Source organism: Streptomonospora salina (assembly GCF_014204715.1).
In the GTDB taxonomy this organism is placed as follows: Bacteria; Actinomycetota; Actinomycetes; order Streptosporangiales; family Streptosporangiaceae; genus Streptomonospora; species Streptomonospora salina.
In genome coordinates this window covers 3,855,086-3,871,919 of the sequence record NZ_JACHLY010000001.1, presented here as the reverse complement: position 1 = coordinate 3,871,919, position 16,834 = coordinate 3,855,086, and the positions used below count along the sequence as shown (strand labels likewise).

Here is a 16,834-nt window from a genome sequence, read left to right as displayed (position 1 = left end):
GGCCGCCCCTAACCGGCGTGCTCGGACGGGCCCGCGCCGACGCCGGGCGTCCGCTCCGCGTCGGCGACCCCCCACGCGGCCAGGGTGCGGTGGCACACCTTGCCCGTAGCCCCCAGCGGAAACGCACCCAGCCGCAGCAGCGCCTCCGGAAGCTTCACGCGCTCCAGCCCGACCCGCTCTTCCAGGAATGCGTTCAACTCCGGCAGGGTCAGCGCCTCGCTGCCGTCGTGCTGCACGATGCAGGCGCACAGACGCTCGCCCAGGTCGGCGTCGGCCACCCCCACGCACACCGCCTCGGCGACCGCCGGATGGGCGGCGGCGTGCCGCTCGACCTCGCGCGGGCTGATGGAGTACCCGCCGCGCTTGACGATCCGCTTCATCCGGTCGATCACCCGCAGCGCGCCGTCGGGGTCGAACCGGCCGCGGTCACCGCTGCGCACCCAGCCGTCCGCGGACCGGTAATGCGCGTCCAGTTCCGGGGCGTTCACATAGCACAGCGGACTCATGGGCCCGCGCGCCCAGATCTCGCCGTCGCCGCCCGGATCGGCGTCGCGCCCGTCGGGCGCCACGACGCGGATATCGGCCACCGCCGGGTCGGGCGGGCCGGTGACCCCGCCGGGGCGCGCGTGGGAACCGGCGGGCGTGTGGCAGTTCATCCCGTCCGCGGAGCCGTAGACGTTGAGGACCGGAACGCCGAACCGCTCGCGGGCGGCGTCGATGACACCGGCGTCGGCCACCGCCGAGCTGGTGACCACCGTGCGCAACCGAGCGGCGCGCTCCTGCGGCAGGCGCGGGCGGGCCGACATCCGCTGCAGCTGGGTGGGCACCGCGAACAGGTGGGTGGGGGCGTGCTCGCCGAGCGCGCGCAGCGCCGCGTCGGGGTCGGTGGAGCCCGGCACGATCAGGGTCCCGCCCAACCCCGCGAGGGTCACGGGTACCCCCAGCGAACCGTAGGAGGAAGCCAGCGGCACCAGCACCAGGTTGCGCATGGGCGCCGAACCGTCGTGCAGCGCCGCGACGTAGTTGGCGCGCCCGCCCGCGAACGCGTTGTGGGAGTAGGCGATCATCTTCGGCTCGGCCTCCGAACCCGAGGTCACCAGGATGCGGGCGGGCCCGTCGGGATGCACGGCTGCGCTCGGGCCCTCGCCCCCGACCCCGTCGGCGCCCTGCGCGCCGCCCTCCTCGGCGGCCCGGTCCAGGGGCACGGAGCCGGCGCCGCGGGAGTCGCCGAGGGAGAACACCCGCCGCAGGCAGGGCAGGTCCCGGCGCAGCCCCGCCAGCTCGGTGAGCGGGTCGGTGCGGCCGGAGGGGTCGCCGGCGATCACCGCGCTCGCCCGTGAGCGCCGCAGCAGCGCCGTGATCCCGGCGCGTCCGCGCATGGCCGGGTACGGCAGCGACACCGCCCCCACCGCGGCGACCGCCAGTTCGGCGACCGCCGCACGCCACCCGTCGGGCAGTTGGACGGCGACGATGTCGCCCGCGCCGAACCCTTCAGCGGCCAGGGCCGCGGCGATCCCCCGCACGCGCGCATCCAGCCCGGCGTAGTCGAGCGTGCCCTCGGGGTCCACGACGGCGTCGCGGTGCGGATGGCCGCGCACCCGGCGGCGGAACAGCGTGTAAAGGTCGGCGTCGGGGCAGTACCCCTGCTGCACCCACATGCGGCGCAGTTCCCCAGGGACGAGGTCGGCCAGCACGATCCCATTGGCAGAGATCCAGGCATCGGTCACGGTGAGAACTCCCAAGGTGAGCGGACGAATGCGGCACCGTCGGTCTCCAGGGCGCCGGCGAACCGGGGGTCGGCGGCCAATGCCGCCAAGTCGGTGCACACGGGTTCGGCGTCGAGCCCGGCGCCGTGCAGCCGCCGGGCGAGGTCGGCGGCACCGCGGTCGCGGCAGTGCGCGGCCACGGCCGCAGACGGGTCGCCGCCCGGGTCCGCCCCCAGGGCGCGGGCGAGACGCTCGGGGGCGCTGCGGGCGCGGGCGCCCAGCGCGAGGTGGCCGTCGCGGGTCGGGACGGGCGTGTGCAGCGGCCCCCACAGCGGGCGCCGGGCGCCGCGCCGCGCCTGCGGCCCCGGACCGGCCGCCGCGCCGGTCAGCGACTCGGCGGCGGAATACAGGCTGGAGTCCACGCGGGCGCCCGGACCGCCGCGACAGCGCCCCAGCAGCGCGGCGAGGACGCCCTCGGCACTGACCAGACCGCCCAGCACGTCGGTCAGGGTCATCAGCGACGGCGCGGGCGGCTCGCCGCGCGGGCGCACCAGCGCACCCAGCCCGCTGTGCGCCTGCACCAGGAAGTCGGTTCCCAGCGGTTCGGCCCCGCCCATGGCCGACCCCGCCCCCTCGGCTCCGCCCCAGCCGGACGCGTACGCGTACACGAGCTCCGGCCGCACCGCGTGCAGGTCGGCGGCGTCCAGCCCGAACGAGGCGGCCTTGCCCGGCGCCCAGTTGTGCAGGAAGACGTCGGCGCCGGCGGCGAGTTCGCGGACGCCGCGCCGCCCGGCGGCGGACTTGATGTCGATCTCGACGACCCGCTTGCCGCGGTTGAGTGCGAGGAACCGGGCCGAGCAGGCGCCCACCGTCGGCGGCATCCACCGCAGCGGGTCGCCGCCGGGCGGTTCGATGCGGACGACGTCGGCGCCCAGCAGCCTGAGCACGTGCCCGGCCAGCGGCCCTTGAAGGCGCCGGGTGGATTCGACGACGACCAGACCCTCCAGAGGAAGCGCCGCGCCGCCCGGGTGCGGCCGCGGAGGGTCGGGGTCCCCGCCCGGTGCCGCAGGGGCGAAGCTCCACGGGGCGGCGCCGATGGCGGGGGCGGGCATGTCGGCGCCGCCGCGGACCCGTACGAGGCTGATCCCGGCGGTTCGGGCGGCGCCGGCGATGCCGTGGAACACGTGTGCGGCAGCGGTGCGATGCAAGTCGGGCGGAAGCGGACACATCGCCGTGGCGTAGCGGTGCAGGAAGGGGCCCCACCCGGCGGCGAGCGCGGCGCCATCGGCGCCCAGCAGCGACCAGAACCGCTGCCAGGGTTCGGCGTCGAACGCCTCGATCTCGAAGCGCACACCGTCGGCGGAGGTGAACGGCGGGCCGCCGGGCCGCCGATCCTCGGTGCCGGAGCCGGGGGCGGTCGCCGCAGCCAGGTACTGGCCCACGCTCAGCAGCGCCGCCTGCGCCACGGACGTGCGCACACCGGGCGCGGCGCCGCCGCGCCGCCGCGCGATGGCCGCGGCCAGCACCCCGTGGACGGCCAGCACCCCGCCGACCGCGCCGGCGTAGTCGATGCCGAGCGGGAGGGGCGCGCCGGCGGAGCGGCCGTGGACGTGCATGATTCCGCAGGCGGCTTGGACGGCGGATTCGTCGCCCAGCGGGGCGGCGACGGGACCGGACCATCCGATGTCGCAGGTGATGCGCCCGTCGGGAGCCTCGACCAGCAGCCGGCCCGCGGACGCGGACGGCGGCGCGGGATCCGCAGGCGGCCCCGTGCCGGCGGCGGGCGCCGGGCCGGCACCGAGCAGGCGCAGGCGGTTCTCGGCCACCCCCGCCGCGACGGAGCCGCCCGAGCGCTCTGCGGTGCATCCCGCGAGCGGCGCCGCCGTGCCGGCGGCGGGGGCGGTGTCGTTCTCCGAAGACGGCGCCCGCGTCCTCGACGGCGTCATCGCACCTCCTCGTCCTCGTCCCGGTCGGTCCGTGTCCGTCACAGCTCGGCCGCCTCGGGTCCGGCGGTGCGGGGGTGGGGGACGCAGCGGGGTGTGCCCAACAGGCGGGCGCGCAGTTCGGGGCGGCGGACCTTGCCGGTACCGGTGCGGGGGAGGTCGTCCCAGGCCATCACCAGCGGGTCGGTCATCGTCGGCAGGTCGGCGGTGGCACGCCGCCAGGTCTCCAGGTCGAGCCGACCGGACTCGGTGACCACCACCGGCAGGGGCGGCCCTTCCGCGGGCCGCAGGACGACGCACTCCAGCACCCCGGGGATCCGGTCGTCGACGACGTCCTCGACCTCCACGCAGCTCATGCCCGGAACGGAGTCGATTTCGCGGTCGAGCACCCGCACCGAACCCGTCCGGGTCTTCATCCCGATGTCCTCGGTGTTCCACCACCGCCCCGGCGCCTTGGCCGCCCACCGCTCGGGTTCGCCGACATAGCCCAGGCCCAATGCCGGCGTACGCGCCAGGATGAGCCCGGGCCGGCCGCGCGGCACCGGCCGCAGTGTCGCGGGGTCGACCACGCTGAGGCGGGTGCGGCCCGGGACGGGGCGGCCGAGGTCGCGGGTGGTGGGGCTGCGTCCGCCCGCCTCGGCCACGGATGCGCGGGTCAGCAGCCGAAACGTCAGCGGCCCGGTCTCGCTTTGGCCCCACCCCTGCAGCCACACCGGGCGGCGGTGCCCGCTGGCCGCCAGGAACGTGCGCACCGCCGGCGGGTGCACGGCGTCGAACGTGCTGATGTAGAGCCGCACCCGGCCGAACACATCGGTGCCGCCCTCGCCGCGGGCCAGGTGCTGCCAGCGCACATAGGTCGCCGGGAGGGCCTCCAGCGTGGTGGGCGGGTGCTCGCGCAGGAACGGCCCGGCCCGGTCGGGGTCGTGGTCGGCGATGAGGCCGACCGCGTGCGGACGCAGCCAGAAAACGCTCGCCGTCCAGGCGAACGCGCGCCCGTGCACGAACGAGGTGGCGGCGGCGACGGTGTCGTCGGGGCGGCTGCTGAGCACCGGCCAGCGGCGGGCCTCGAAGCCGATGAGGCGCCGCACGATCGTGGCGCCGGAGTGGACCACCAGTTTGGGGGTGCCCGTGGTGCCCGAGGTGTGCACGACGAGCAGCGGTTCGTCGTCGCGGCGCCGGCGCGGCGCCGGCGCGCGGCGGCCCCGCACGTCCGACAGCGGCACCGCACCCGGAAGGACCTCGGGCGGGCCGTCGAGCAGCAGCACCCGCCGGGCGGTCGGCTCGATCCCGACGGCGGCGAACCGTTCGGCGGCGGCGCCGTCGAGGACCGCGAGTCCGGGCTGAAGCCGCGCCAGCAGCGTGCCGAGGGTCGCCGGCGCGAGGTGGGCGGCCAGCGGCGCCGGAACCGCGCCGATGCGCACCGCCGCCATGGCCAGCAGCACGATGTCCCAGTGGTTGTCCTTGACGATGGCGACGCGGTCGCCCGGGCCCGCGCCCGCCGCCGCCAGCCACCCGGACGCGTCTTCGACCAGCCCGGCGAGGTCGGCGACGCCCAGGGCGGCCGCGGCTCCGGGATCGATGTCCAGCGGGCGGCTGAAGTAGGCGGTGGTGGGGCTGTGCCGGTCGGCGAGGGTGTCGAACAGCGTGGCGACGTCGAGCCGCTTCATCACAGGGTCCTTCCCGGAGGGGCGCGGTGCGCGGGCGACGGGTGGTCGGCGACGTGGGCGAGGATGCGCGCGACGGCGACTTCGGCGGAGGCGACGGCGCCTTCGCTGCAGGGGCGCAGCAGCGTCCAGTCGCCGGCGTAGTCGACGGCGCGCGCCGGGCGGCCGTGGAAGGCGCGGCGGGCCCGCAGCGCCGCCGGGGTGGCTTCGGGCAGACCGTGGGAGAACCGGTGGACGCGGGTCCGGCGGACCAGCCCGCCCAGCCCCGGCAGGTAGCGTTCGGCGCGCCCGACCAGCGCGGCGGCGGTCTCGGTGTCGTCGGCGCCCGTGAGGGCGGCGGTGGCGGGCGGCGCGGCGACCAGCGAGACCAGGCCGCGCCCGGCGGGGGCGCGGTCGGGGTGCTTGTTGTGGTCGAGGGTGACGACGTTGAGCACATCGTCCTCGGCGGCGGGGATCAGGGTGGCGAACCCGCGCATGCCGCCGGCGGCGTCGGGGCGGCGCTCCAGCTCCAGGCTCACCCGCAGCATCGGGGCGAACGAGCACGCGGCGAGGAACGCGTGCTCGTCGTCGGGTGCGCCGGGGTGCAGGTGCACGGCCGCGGGCGCGGGCACCGCCAGCACCGCCGAACGCGCGGTGACGGTGCCGCCGTCGAGGGTGAGGCGGGCGCCCCCCGGCACCGCGGCGACCCCGTGAACCGCGGTGCCGGTGGACACGTGCAGGCCCGCGGCGAGGCGGCGGGCGAGGGCGTCCATTCCGCCGCGGTAGGTGCGCCAGCGCGCCGTGCTGCCGGTGGCGCGCAGGTGGGTGAGCAGCGGCGCGGCCGCCGACCGGTCGGGGCGCCAGCCGAAGAATCCGGCGGCGAGCGGGTACAGGAACCGTTCGCGCAGCTCGGGGCTGCAGGCGGCGGCGAACTCCTCCAGTGTGGCCGCGTCCGCCGGCCCTCCGGCCTCCCCGCCGCCGAGTTGCAGCCGCATCAGCTCCGCTCGGGCGCGCGGAGACAGGCCGGCGCCGGTGACCAGCCCCAGCGGCCGGCCTGCGTGGGGGCGGGCACGCCCGCCGCGCCACAGCGCCAGGGCGCGGGGAACGCGGGGCACGTCGGCCGGGGCCATGCCGAGTTCGCGGATCAGCGCCCAGGTGGCGGGGTAGCCGGCCGACGGGAGCATCTCGGCGCCGGTGTCGATGCGCCAGCCGTCGCTGTGCAGGGTGCGCATCCGGCCGCCGACGGCGTCGGCCGCCTCGAAGACGCGGACGTCGCGGCCCGCGCGGTCCAAGGCGCGGGCGGTGGCGAGCCCGCTGACGCCGGCGCCCACGACGGCGGTGTCGATATCGGGGGGCGCGGGTGTCACGGGCCACCGCCCGGCCGTACCGATCCCCGGCGGGCGGACCCGCGGGCGGGCGGGCAGGCGGCACGCACCGGCTGCGCGCGGTCGTGCCGCCGCCCGACCGCGGCGGTCACAGGCGGCCTCCCGGCATCAGCGGGCCCAGCAGGTTCACCGCGATGAGCAGGGCCACCGTCACACGGTGGATGGTGATGCCGAGGTTGCGGGCGCGCAGGATGTCGCCGCGGACGAAACCGATGGTCCACTGGGCGGCGCGCAGCACCATCGTGGGTGCCAGGGCGATCGCGAACCACCACGGCGCGACCCCGAGGGCGGCGGTGCCGGCGATGAGCACGGCCTCGGCCGCCGAGACCGCTGCGACGAAGGCCGCGTTTCCGCGCGGCGAGGCCAGCACGGCGACGGTGCGGCGGTGCACGCGGGCGTCGCCGGGGATGTCGTTGGTGTTGGAGTACACCCCGAACAGCAGCGGTCCCAGCCCGAAGAGCACGCCCTGGACCAGCACGAACGCGCCGACGGTGCCCGACAGCAGCCCGTAGGGGCCGGCCAGCAGGCCCACGCCCAGCGCGACGAGGAAGAGCTCCTGCCATCCGCGGTAGCTGAGTTTCAGGCTCGAGGAGTACTGCACCGCGCACACCAGGCACAGCGCCATCGCGGCGATCGCCCACAGCGGGCCGTGGGGTGCGACGACCACCGCCCCGGCCCACAGAAGCGCCGCGGCGACGGCGGCGAGCCGGCCGAACCCGATCGCTTGGTTCTCGGTGAGCGTGCCCGCGATCAGGGGTTTGCGGACGAGTTTGCGCCGCGGCGCGTCGGGCCCGTAGTTGGCGGCGTCGCTGCCGTCGCGCAGGCCGGTGACGTCGTCGAAGGAGGTCATGGCCGCGACCATGCACAGTTCGCCGGCCAGCAGCAGCACCAGGGCCGCCAGCACGCCGGGTTCGAACCGTGCGGCGGGCACCAGCAGGCTCCAGGCGATCAGCAGGCCGAGGTAGTAGTCGATGATGTCGAGCTTGGCCAGTCGGGCGTAGGCGCCGAGCTTGCCGGATCCCACGGGGCTCGGGGAGTGCGGGGCGGTCGGGGGTGTGGACGCGGTGCGCTCGTCGGGGGCCATGGACGCTCCTATGTTGCTCGGCGACTCTGGACGGCGGCTCCGTCCCGGGCGTGCCGGCCGGGACGGGCGAAGGCGCGGACGGTGTCGGCGATGTACTCGACCCGGGCGTCGCTCAGGTGCGGGTACAGCGGGATCGACAGGTTGCGCCGTGCGGCGGACTCGGCTGCGGGCCAGCGCCCGGCCGCAGGCGCGTAAGGGGCGAACGCCGGCTGGTGCGGCAGCGGGCGCGGGTAGTACACGTGGCTGCCGACGCCCGCGCGCGCGAGATGGGCGGCGAGCCCTTCGCGGTCCTCGGCCAGCAGCGTGTAGACGTAGAAGCAGCGGCCCTCGCGCCCCGGCGGCGGCGCGGTGATGCCGTCCCCGACCAGGTCGGCGAAGCGGTCGGTGTAGTACTCGGCGATGCGGGCGCGGCGCTCCAGCCGCTCGTCGAATCCGGGGAGCCGGTGCAGCTGGAACGCCGCGAGGATCTCGTCGAAGCGGCTGTTGTAGCCGACACGGTGGTGCACGAAGCGCTGCGAACCGTCCTGGCCGTGGTTGCGCAGGGTCCGCACCGCCCGGCCGAGGCCGGGATCGCGCGTGACGACGGCGCCGCCCTCGCCGGCGGTGCCGAACGTCTTGACTTGCACGAACGAGTAGACCCCGGCTTCGCCCCACAGCCCGGCGGGGGTTCCGGCGAGCTCGCCGCCCTGAGCCAGCGCCGAGTCCTCGAGGAGGCGCAGGCCGCGGCGGCGCGCGATGTCGGCGAAGCGCGGCATGTCGGCCATCACCGAGAACAGGTGCGCGGGCATCAGCGCGCGGGTGCGGCCGGTGACGGCGGCTTCGGCCGCGTCGGGGTCGACGACCAGCCGGTGCGGGTCGACGTCGGCGAAGACGGGGACGGCGCCGAGCGCGGCGACGGTGGCGGCCGGCGGCGCGCAGCCCAGCGCGGGCACCACGACCTCGTCGCCCTCGCCGACGCCCGTCGCCGACAGCACCAGGCTCAGCGCGCCGGTTCCGCTGGAGCAGGCGACGACGTCGGCCGCCCCCGTACGCTCGCGCAGCGCGTCCTCGAACGCGGCGGTGCGCTCGCCCAGGATGAACCGCTGGCCGGGGTCGGTGCCGACGGAGCGCACGATCTCCAGCAGGTCCGCCCCGTCGGCCTCGAACAGGTCGGGCGGGAAGAACGGGATCACGGCTGCCCCTTTCCGGTGTAGAAGCCGGCGACGAGCGCGCAGACCCGGTCGACCTCGTCGACGGTGAGGTCGGGGTAGAGCGGCAGCGCCAGCGCGCGCTCGCACGCGGCTTCGGCGTTGGGGAAGTCGCCCTTGCGGTAGCCCAGATGGGCGAAGCAGGGCTGCAGGTGCAGCGGCACCGGATAGTAGGTCTCGGTGCCCACGCCGTGGCGGGCGAGGTGGGCGGCGAGCTCGTCGCGCCGGTCGAATTCGGCCAGGTAGACGTAGAAGACGGGACCGGTCTCGGCGGCGCGCTCGACCACGGTGGGCAGGCGCAGGACGCCGGGCAGGCCGCGCAGCCGTTCGGTGTAGGCGGCGGCGAGTTCGGCGCGGCGGTCGATGTCGGTGTCCAGGTGCGGCAGTTTGGCCAGCAGCACCGCCGCCTGCAGGTCGTCCATCTTGCTGTTGTGGCCGACCAGGCTGGTGGGTGTGTCGATGCGGGCGAAGTCGGCGACGGTGTCGCCGCGGCGCCCGTGGTGGCCCAGCGCGGCCGCGGTGTCGGCGATCCCGGGGTCGTCGGTGAGGACCGCCCCGGCGTCGCCGACGGCCCCCAGGGTCTTGGCGGGGAAGAACGACAGCACCCCGCCGGCGCCGAGGAGACCGGCGTGCACGCCGTTCCAGCGCATGCCGACGGCCTCGGCGCTGTCCTCGACGACGGTGAGGCCGCGGCGCCGGGCCAGCGCGCCCAGTGCGTCCATGTCGGCGAGCTGGTGGAACAGGTGGACCGGCATCAGCGCGGTGGTGCGGTCGGTGACCGCGGCCTCGGCGCCGGCGGGGTCGAGGGCGTAGGTGACCGGGTCGATGTCGGCGAAGACCGGGCGTCCGCGGGCGAGGGCCACCGACGACGCCGAGGCGATGAAGCTGAAGGCCGGCACCACGACGTCGTCGCCGGGTCGCAGACCGGCGGCGCGCAGCAGCAGCACGAGCGCGTCGGTGGCGGAGTTGGTGCCGACGACGTGGCGGGCTCCGGTCCACTGCGCGAGCGCGGTCTGGAACTCGGCGACCTTGGCCCCGTGGGAGAACTTGCCGTCGTCGAGGACGTCGCCGCAGTGGCGGCGGATGTCGGGCCAGAGCCGCGCGAAGGATTCACGCTGGCCGAAGAACGGAATCGGCGGCGGGTCCGGCGCCGGCGCCGCCCGGGTGCGGGCCGCGCCGGGGGCGGGGGCCCGCCCGTCGCCCGCCGGCGCCGCGGCCTTCGGAGGAGCAGGTGCACTTCGCGGATCCATACGTCACCTTCGGTCGAATTCGGCCCGGCGGAAACGACGATAACGACGGGGGCCGCGTTTTCCGGTCGCCGGTTTTCCAGATCCGCCCGCCATTATGCCCCACATCCGGATCCACCGACAGCGGAATCCACAAACTCGGCCCATCCGTACCGCAGCGCGGCAACCGACGCGGATATTTCACCTCATTCCGGCGCAGCACTGACAGAAACCGCACTTCACCGCGCTCCACCGCAAGCTAGGAAGCAAATGCACAGAATCAATCGCACACGCGATCCACAGCCCCGAAACAACGGTTGACAACCGCATCGGCGCGGCCTGAACCTGGATTCGACCGCGCCGCACGAAGCGCCGCCCCCGCACCCCCGAAGAACCATTCATATTTCGGCGGACCCGCGCGCGTCCGAATGCCGTCCGATTCTCGACCCCCGCAGGGATTCCGCACGCGCAGCGGTGCGCGCCCGGAGCAGAACGCGGAAAAGGAGGTGGTGCAGCCGCCATGCTGCACACGCTCGTCGTCGGCGCGGGCCGTTCCGGGCGCGGCCTGCACCTGCCGGCTCTGGCGCGGGCCGGGGCCCTGGCCGGCCGCCGCCGCGTGTTCGCCCCCGGACCCATCCTGTGCTTCGACCCGTCCCCGGCGCGCGCCCCCGGCCCCGACCCCGCCGCGGACACGCGGCCGGTCGCGTCGCTGCGCGCCGCCGCCGCGGCCGCCGACCCCGCCCGCACCGTCGTCCACCTGTGCACCCCGCCCGGCGTGCGCACCGCGCTGCTGGAAGAACTCGCCGAACTCGGCTACCGCCGCATCCTCGTGGAGAAACCGCTGGCCGCCGACGAACGCGAACTCGCCGCCGTTCTGGCCCTGCGCCGCCGCTTCGGCCTGCGGCTGGTCGTGGTGTCCCAATGGCTGACCAGCGCCCTCACCCACCGGCTGCGCGCCGCCGTACGCGACGGGCGCCTGCACGGGCTCGGCCCGCACGGCGGCGGAGCCGAGCGCGACCGCGCGCCCGACCTCGGCCGCCTGCGCAAGGTCGCCGTCGTACAGCGCAAACCCCGCTTCCTGCGCTCACTGACCAGCCGGTCCCACCCCACCGCCTTCGACGTCGAACTCCCCCACTCGGTCGGGGTGGCGCTGGCCCTGGGCGGCGCCGCCCGCGTGCGGTCCGCCTGGTGGAGCGACATGTCCCTGGGCAACGTCGAGGTCCCCCGCCTGGGCCGGGCCGGACTGACACTGGAGCACGGCGCGGGCGCCACCACCGAGGTCTTCTCCGACCTGACCGCACCCACCCGCGAGCGCCGCATCACCCTGGACTTCGACCACGGCACGCTGGTCGGCCACTACCCGTGCAGCGCCGACGACGACACCGCCCAGCTGCGCACCGCCACCGACGACGGCTCGCTGCACCTGGTCTTCCACGACGACGCGCTGCCCGACTTCGTACTCGCCGCCTACGAGCACTTCGCCGGCCTGCGCCGCCTACCCGAACGGGACGCCTTGGGCCTGCAGGTACGCGCGGTGCGCCTGCTCACCGCCGCCAAGGCGCTATGCGCCGGAACACCCTCCGCCCCGGACACGGGCGGCCCCCTGGCCGCAGAAGGGATGACCAGCCGTGCCGACCCCGTCTGACCGGAGCCCCGGCCCCGTCCTGGAACCCGCCGCAGACCTGCCCGGTCCCGCCCCCGGCATCGCCTTCGCCGGCATCGGCGACGAAGCCGGCGGCGACCCCGCCGACCAGATCGGCGCCCTCGACCGGCTCGGCTGGCGCTGCCTGGAGCTGCGCACCGTCGACGGCCGCGCCGTCGCCGACCTCGGCGCGGCCCCGTTCGCCGCGCTCGCCGCCGACCTCCACGCGCGCGGCGTGCGGGTGTGCTGCCTCGACTCGCGGATCGGCAACTGGGCCCGGCCGATCACCGGCCCCTTCGACACCGACCTGCACGAGCTGGAGATCCTCGCCGCGCGCTGCGCCACCCTGGGCGCCCCCGCCGTGCGCATCATGACCTATCCCGGCGACGGCCTCGGCGGACCCGAGTGGCGCCGCCGCGCCGTCGAGCGCGTCCGCCGACTGTGCGACCTCGCCGAACGCCGCGGAATCGTGCTGCTGGCCGAGAACTGCGCCGGATGGGCCGCCGACGACGCCGAGCGGATGCTCGACCTGCTCGACACCGTCGCCAGCCCCGCCCTGGGCCTGCTGTTCGACACCGGCAACGGCCTCGCCCACGGCTACCACGCCCCTGCGCTGCTCGCCGACGTCGCCGACCGCGTCGCCCATGTGCACGTCAAGGACGCGCTGCCCGGCCCCGCCGGCGGCGAACCCGTCTACACCGTGCCGGGGCAGGGCCGGGCGGGCGTCGCGCAGTGCCTGCGCCTGCTACTGAAACACGGCTACCGCGGCACCTGGTCGATCGAGCCGCACCTGTCGCTGCTGCCCCACCGCCGCGACGCCGCCGGCAGCGGCGACGCCGACGGGTTCACCGCCGCCGGAGAGGCGCTGCAGCGCCTCGCCGCCGAAACCGTCGCCGCCGCCCGTCCGGAACCGGCCGCCGGCACCGGGGCGCCGGGGTGACCGCCGTCGCCCTCGCCGACCGCGACCGCCGGCTGCTGCTGCGGCTGCTGGAACTGCCCACCGCCGGGCGCCTGGAGACCGGGCCCGATGCGGCGCCGCCCCGATTGCGCGAAGCCCAGAACGCCTACGCCGACGCCGCCGCCGAACTCGGCTTCGCTGCCGTCCACCACGCGCCGCCGCCACCGCAGGCCCTGGAACGCGCCGGCGTCCCGCTGGCCGTGCGCGAGGCCGCCGCCGACCACCCCGGCCTCCTGGACGCCGAACCCAGCCTGGTGCTGCGGTTGGGCCCGCCGCGTCCGCGCGCGGCCACCGTCATGTTCAACGTCCACCTCGACACCGTCGCGGGCTGGGAACCGCCGCGCTTCGACGGCGCCGACGTGTACGGCCGGGGCGCCGCCGACGCCACGGGACCGGCCGTCGCGCTGCTGGCGGGCGTGCGGGCGGCGCTGCACCGCGACCCCGCCATCGGGACCGCCGCCGGCACCGGTGTGCTGATCCAGGCGGTCGCCGGCGAGGAGGGCGGCGCCATGGGCGCTTTCGGCACCCGCCCCCTGGTCGAACAGGGCTTCGTCGGACGGTTGAACCTGTTCTGCGAACCCACCGGGATGCGCTATCTGCCGCGCTCCACCGCCGCCATGACCGCCCGGGTGCGCGTCGCCGGACACGACGCCGTCGACGACCGGCCGGGCGAGGGCCACAACGCCACCGTGCTGCTGGGGTTCCTCGCCCAGTACCTGGCCGCGCGGCTGCCCGCCCGCGCCGGCGGCGGCGAGCGGATGTGCGTGGGCGGCCTGCACACCGGCGCCCGGCACAACCGGGTGTACGGCACCGGCGAGCTGCTGCTGAACCTGCCCTACACCGACACCGGCGCCGGGCACCGCCTCGGCGCGGCGGTCGAGTCCGTCCTCGACGAGGGCCTGGCGGAGTTCTCCGCCCGCTTCGCCGGCACCCCCGCCTTCGCGCTGACCGCCGCCGACGCCCGGACCGTCACCCGCCTGGACTGGCTCAAGCGCGGCCTGCCCACCCTCGACTGCACCGACCCGTGGATGCACCGCCTGCTGGGCGAGGACGCGGGCCTGCACCGGTGGCCCGCCGACGAACCGGCCTTCACCTGCGACGCCATCTGGATGGACGGTGTGGACGGCGCCGCCGCAGCGGTACTGGGCCCCGGCGACCTCGCCGGCAACAACGCCCACGCCGACGGCGAATTCGCCTCCGTGGGCGATCTGGAGGACTTCGCCGGAGCCGTCGCCCGCGTCCTCACCGCCTTCGCCCGCGACCACCGCGCCGACGCCCCGCACTCCCCCGGCCACACGAACACGAAAGAAGGCGGTATCCACCGTGGCAGCCCCTGACACCCGGCCCGCGGCCCCTGCGCACCGACCCGAACGACCCGCCCCCGAAACCGGCCCGAACGGCCCCGACACCGGCGGGCCCCATCGGCCCCGCGTCTGCGCCGCCGACCTGCTGGCGTTCACCGAGCGGATCCTCACCGCCCACGGCCTGCCCGCCGAGCGCGCGCGGCCCGCCGCCGAAGCCCTCTGCTACGGCGACCTGTGCGGCCACCCCTCGCACGGCACGGCCAACCTCACCCGCATCTACCTGCCCGCCCTCGCCGAGGGCCGCATGGACCCCCATGCCGAACCGGTCACCCGCACCGACCACGGCGCCTCCGTCCTCGTCGACGCCCGCCGCGCCCCCGGCCTGTGGCACGCCGGCACCGCCGTGGACACCGCCGTGGAGCGGGCGCAGCGCCACGGCGTCGGGCTGGTGTCGGTGCGCGGCGCCACCCACTTCGGCTGCGCCGGCCACCACGCCGCGCGGGCGGCCGAGCGCGGCACGATCGGCATCGTCGCCGCCAACTGCGGGCGCCAGCGCATCGCGCCTCCGCCGGGCGGGCTCGCGCCGCTGCTGGGCACCAACCCGCTGAGCGTCGCCGCGCCCGCCGTGCCCGGCTACCCGTTCGTGCTGGACATGAGTACCACGGCGGCACCCACGGGCCGGGTGCGCGAGGCAGCGCGCGCCGGGCGCGACGTACCTGCGGGCTGGCTGGCCGACTCCGGCGGCGCGCCCGTCACCGACGCCGCCGCCTTCGACCGGGGCGAGGCGCATCTGCAGTGGCTGGGCGCCGGTGCGGACACGCACTCCGGCGGCGCCTACAAGGGGTTCGGGCTGGGCCTGGCCGTGGAGGTGCTGGCGGCGCTGCTGCCCGGCGCCGGACTCGGCCCCGGCGACCGCGGAGCCGCCGGGGACGACGGCGGTGACGACGCAGGCGCGGGCCGCCGCGACGACGACATCGGCTTCCTCGCCGCGGCCGTGGCTCCGGACCGGCTGCGTGAGGGCTTCGGCGCCGACGCCCGCGCCCTGTTCTCCGCGGTGCTGTCCTGCCCGCCGGCCGACGGCGACCGGCCGGTGCGCTACCCCGGCTGGCACGAGGCCGAGCTCGCGCGTCGGCGCCGCAGCGACGGAGTCCCGTTGCCGGAACCGCTGCTGCGGGAGCTGGACGCGGTCGCCGACGCCGCCGGAACCGCGCCTCCCGCTGTGATCGGGGGCCGCTGATGCCCGACTCCCCGTTGCGTATCGGCGTCATCGGACTGGGCGCCATCTCGCGGTTCTACCTGGCCGCGCTGGAGCGCCTGCCGTCGCTGGAGGCGGCGGCGGTGTGCGACCGCGACCCCGAGGCGCTGTCGCCGCTGCGGGGCCGCCTCCCCTGCTACTTGGACCACCGCGACCTGCTGGGCGGCGCCGATCTGGACGCGGTCGTGGTCAGCGCCCCCAACCACCTGCACGCGACCCTGTGCCGCGACGCTCTGGCGGCCGGTGTGCCGGTGTGCGTGGAGAAACCCCTGGCGACGCTGCCGTTCGACGGTGCGGCGCTGCAGGCCGAAGCCCGACTGCGCGGCGTCACCCTGTTCACGGCCTTCCACCGCCGCTATAACCGCCCGGTGCGCGCGCTGATCGACCGGCTGCCGCGCGACGCCGCCGTGACCGCTGTGCGGGTGCGCTACCTGGAGCGCATCGAGGACCACGTCGCCGGCGACACCTGGTATCTGGACCCGGAACGCTGCGGGGGCGGATGCGTCGCCGACAACGGCCCCAACGCCTTCGACCTGGCGCGGATGCTGCTGGGCGAGCTATCGGTGACCGAGGCCGACATCGCCCGCGACGCCGACGGGATCGACCGGTGCGCGTCGGTACGGCTTCGCTCGCCGTCGCGGGCGACGGGGGAGGTGGAGCTGGACTGGTCCTACCGCGGCGAGGTGAAGGACGTGTGGGTGCGGCTGGCCGACGGGCGGACCGACTCCGCCGACATGCTCGACGGCTATCCGGGGTTCAAGGAGTCGCTGTGGCACGAGTACGCGGGCGTGCTGCACGACTTCGAGCGCCGCTTGCGCAGCCCGATCGCGCAGGTGGACGAAGCGGGTCCGGCGGCGCTGGGGCTCGTGGACGCGGCTTACCAGGCCGAGCGCGCTACGCGGACCGGCAGCGCGGAGCCGGCGCCGCCGGAAGAGGCGGTCGATGCGGAACGGGGGAACCGGTGATCGGCGAAGACGGCGCCAAGAGGACGGTCGCGGGCGCGGTGGTCAAGGTGCTGGTCCACCGCCGCAGTGAGCGCGGCATGCGGCTGCTGGAGTTCGCGAGCCGGTGTGTGCAGCCAGGCGAGGTACACGAACTGGTCGCGACCGACCACACCGAGACCGCTGCGGGGGCGCGGATCGACCGGGTGGCGTTCCTCGGCTTCGCCGAGATCGCCTGCGCAGGGGTCCTCGACCGCGGCGACGAGCTGCTGGTGAACGGCCGGGTTGTGGGCACCGTCCTGGGGTTCGACGGCTGCCACTCCCCCAACCACTACAACATTCTGGTGCACAGTCCCCGACCTCTGACCGGCGCCGAGCTCGGCCTCGCGCCCGAAGACCGGGTGGAGTTCGCACCGGCCCCGCCACATGCCCGGGACGCGGATTCGGCGCCGGCGCAGGCGCTCCGGCACCAGGGCGGACCGGGCTGACGTCCGCTCCGCCGACCGGACACGCTTTCGCCGCCGGGCGCGCCCGAGGGGATCCGGGGCGCGCTCGGCGGC

13 protein-coding genes are annotated in these 16,834 nt (G+C 76.2%); 6 read left to right on the top strand and 7 right to left on the bottom strand.

Translation table 11 applies throughout. The features are described 5' to 3' along the window. Positions 1-8: 8 nt before the first annotated feature. From HNR25_RS17430 to HNR25_RS17400, 7 genes are all read right to left on the bottom strand, one after another. Positions 9-1,727, bottom strand: a complete 1,719-nt coding sequence (locus tag HNR25_RS17430) for a class I adenylate-forming enzyme family protein (protein WP_184636814.1) — start codon at positions 1,725-1,727, stop codon at positions 9-11. Then, positions 1,724-3,652: a CoA transferase gene (locus HNR25_RS17425; RefSeq protein ID WP_184636812.1), complete on the bottom strand. Its 1,929-nt coding sequence runs from the start codon at positions 3,650-3,652 to the stop codon at positions 1,724-1,726. The genes HNR25_RS17430 and HNR25_RS17425 overlap by 4 nt, the downstream gene beginning before the upstream one ends. A 38-nt stretch (positions 3,653-3,690) precedes the next feature. After that, complete coding sequence (locus HNR25_RS17420) at positions 3,691-5,316, bottom strand: class I adenylate-forming enzyme family protein (RefSeq protein ID WP_184636810.1); 1,626 nt, start codon at positions 5,314-5,316, stop codon at positions 3,691-3,693. Continuing rightward, positions 5,316-6,659: a protoporphyrinogen/coproporphyrinogen oxidase gene (locus tag HNR25_RS17415; RefSeq protein ID WP_184636808.1), complete on the bottom strand. Its 1,344-nt coding sequence runs from the start codon at positions 6,657-6,659 to the stop codon at positions 5,316-5,318. The genes HNR25_RS17420 and HNR25_RS17415 overlap by 1 nt, the downstream gene beginning before the upstream one ends. A 106-nt stretch (positions 6,660-6,765) precedes the next feature. Further along, positions 6,766-7,761: a UbiA family prenyltransferase gene (locus HNR25_RS17410; RefSeq protein ID WP_184636806.1), complete on the bottom strand. Its 996-nt coding sequence runs from the start codon at positions 7,759-7,761 to the stop codon at positions 6,766-6,768. 8 nt (positions 7,762-7,769) lie between these two features. Continuing rightward, positions 7,770-8,933: a DegT/DnrJ/EryC1/StrS family aminotransferase gene (locus tag HNR25_RS17405; protein ID WP_184636804.1), complete on the bottom strand. Its 1,164-nt coding sequence runs from the start codon at positions 8,931-8,933 to the stop codon at positions 7,770-7,772. Beyond that, entirely contained in the window at positions 8,930-10,198 is a 1,269-nt protein-coding gene (locus tag HNR25_RS17400) for a DegT/DnrJ/EryC1/StrS family aminotransferase (protein WP_184636802.1), read from the bottom strand. Before HNR25_RS17400 ends, HNR25_RS17405 begins: the two co-directional genes overlap by 4 nt. A 496-nt stretch (positions 10,199-10,694) precedes the next feature. Between HNR25_RS17400 and HNR25_RS17395 the strand changes: the two genes are divergently transcribed. From HNR25_RS17395 to HNR25_RS17370, 6 genes are read left to right on the top strand one after another with little or no spacing between them, the layout of a single operon-like run. After that, the gene (locus HNR25_RS17395; RefSeq protein ID WP_184636800.1) at positions 10,695-11,819 is read left to right on the top strand and encodes a Gfo/Idh/MocA family oxidoreductase; all 1,125 of its coding nucleotides are present in this window, start codon (positions 10,695-10,697) and stop codon (positions 11,817-11,819) included. Then, a complete protein-coding gene (locus HNR25_RS17390; protein ID WP_221457657.1) occupies positions 11,803-12,756 on the top strand; it encodes a sugar phosphate isomerase/epimerase family protein in 954 nt (317 codons plus the stop codon). The genes HNR25_RS17395 and HNR25_RS17390 overlap by 17 nt, the downstream gene beginning before the upstream one ends. Beyond that, entirely contained in the window at positions 12,753-14,111 is a 1,359-nt protein-coding gene (locus HNR25_RS17385; protein WP_184636798.1) for a M20/M25/M40 family metallo-hydrolase, read from the top strand. The genes HNR25_RS17390 and HNR25_RS17385 overlap by 4 nt, the downstream gene beginning before the upstream one ends. Beyond that, complete coding sequence (locus tag HNR25_RS17380) at positions 14,098-15,315, top strand: Ldh family oxidoreductase (protein ID WP_184636796.1); 1,218 nt, start codon at positions 14,098-14,100, stop codon at positions 15,313-15,315. The genes HNR25_RS17385 and HNR25_RS17380 overlap by 14 nt, the downstream gene beginning before the upstream one ends. Then, positions 15,315-16,298 carry a Gfo/Idh/MocA family protein gene (locus HNR25_RS17375; RefSeq protein WP_184636794.1) on the top strand — a complete coding sequence of 328 codons (984 nt, stop codon included), beginning with the start codon at positions 15,315-15,317 and terminating at the stop codon, positions 16,296-16,298. Before HNR25_RS17380 ends, HNR25_RS17375 begins: the two co-directional genes overlap by 1 nt. Then, complete coding sequence (locus tag HNR25_RS17370; protein WP_312862594.1) at positions 16,295-16,762, top strand: DUF6917 domain-containing protein; 468 nt, start codon at positions 16,295-16,297, stop codon at positions 16,760-16,762. The genes HNR25_RS17375 and HNR25_RS17370 overlap by 4 nt, the downstream gene beginning before the upstream one ends. Positions 16,763-16,834 lie beyond the last annotated feature (72 nt).

Bases quoted from the DNA above. Each gene is read 5' to 3' on its own strand.
- HNR25_RS17425 (WP_184636812.1), bottom strand. From the start codon at position 3,652: ATGACGCCGTCGAGGACGCGGGCGCCGTCTTCGGAGAACGACACCGCC.
- HNR25_RS17420 (WP_184636810.1), bottom strand. From the start codon at position 5,316: ATGAAGCGGCTCGACGTCGCCACGCTGTTCGACACCCTCGCCGACCGG.
- HNR25_RS17410 (WP_184636806.1), bottom strand. From the start codon at position 7,761: ATGGCCCCCGACGAGCGCACCGCGTCCACACCCCCGACCGCCCCGCAC.
- HNR25_RS17400 (WP_184636802.1), bottom strand. From the start codon at position 10,198: ATGGATCCGCGAAGTGCACCTGCTCCTCCGAAGGCCGCGGCGCCGGCG.
- HNR25_RS17395 (WP_184636800.1), top strand. From the start codon at position 10,695: ATGCTGCACACGCTCGTCGTCGGCGCGGGCCGTTCCGGGCGCGGCCTG.
- HNR25_RS17375 (WP_184636794.1), top strand. From the start codon at position 15,315: ATGCCCGACTCCCCGTTGCGTATCGGCGTCATCGGACTGGGCGCCATC.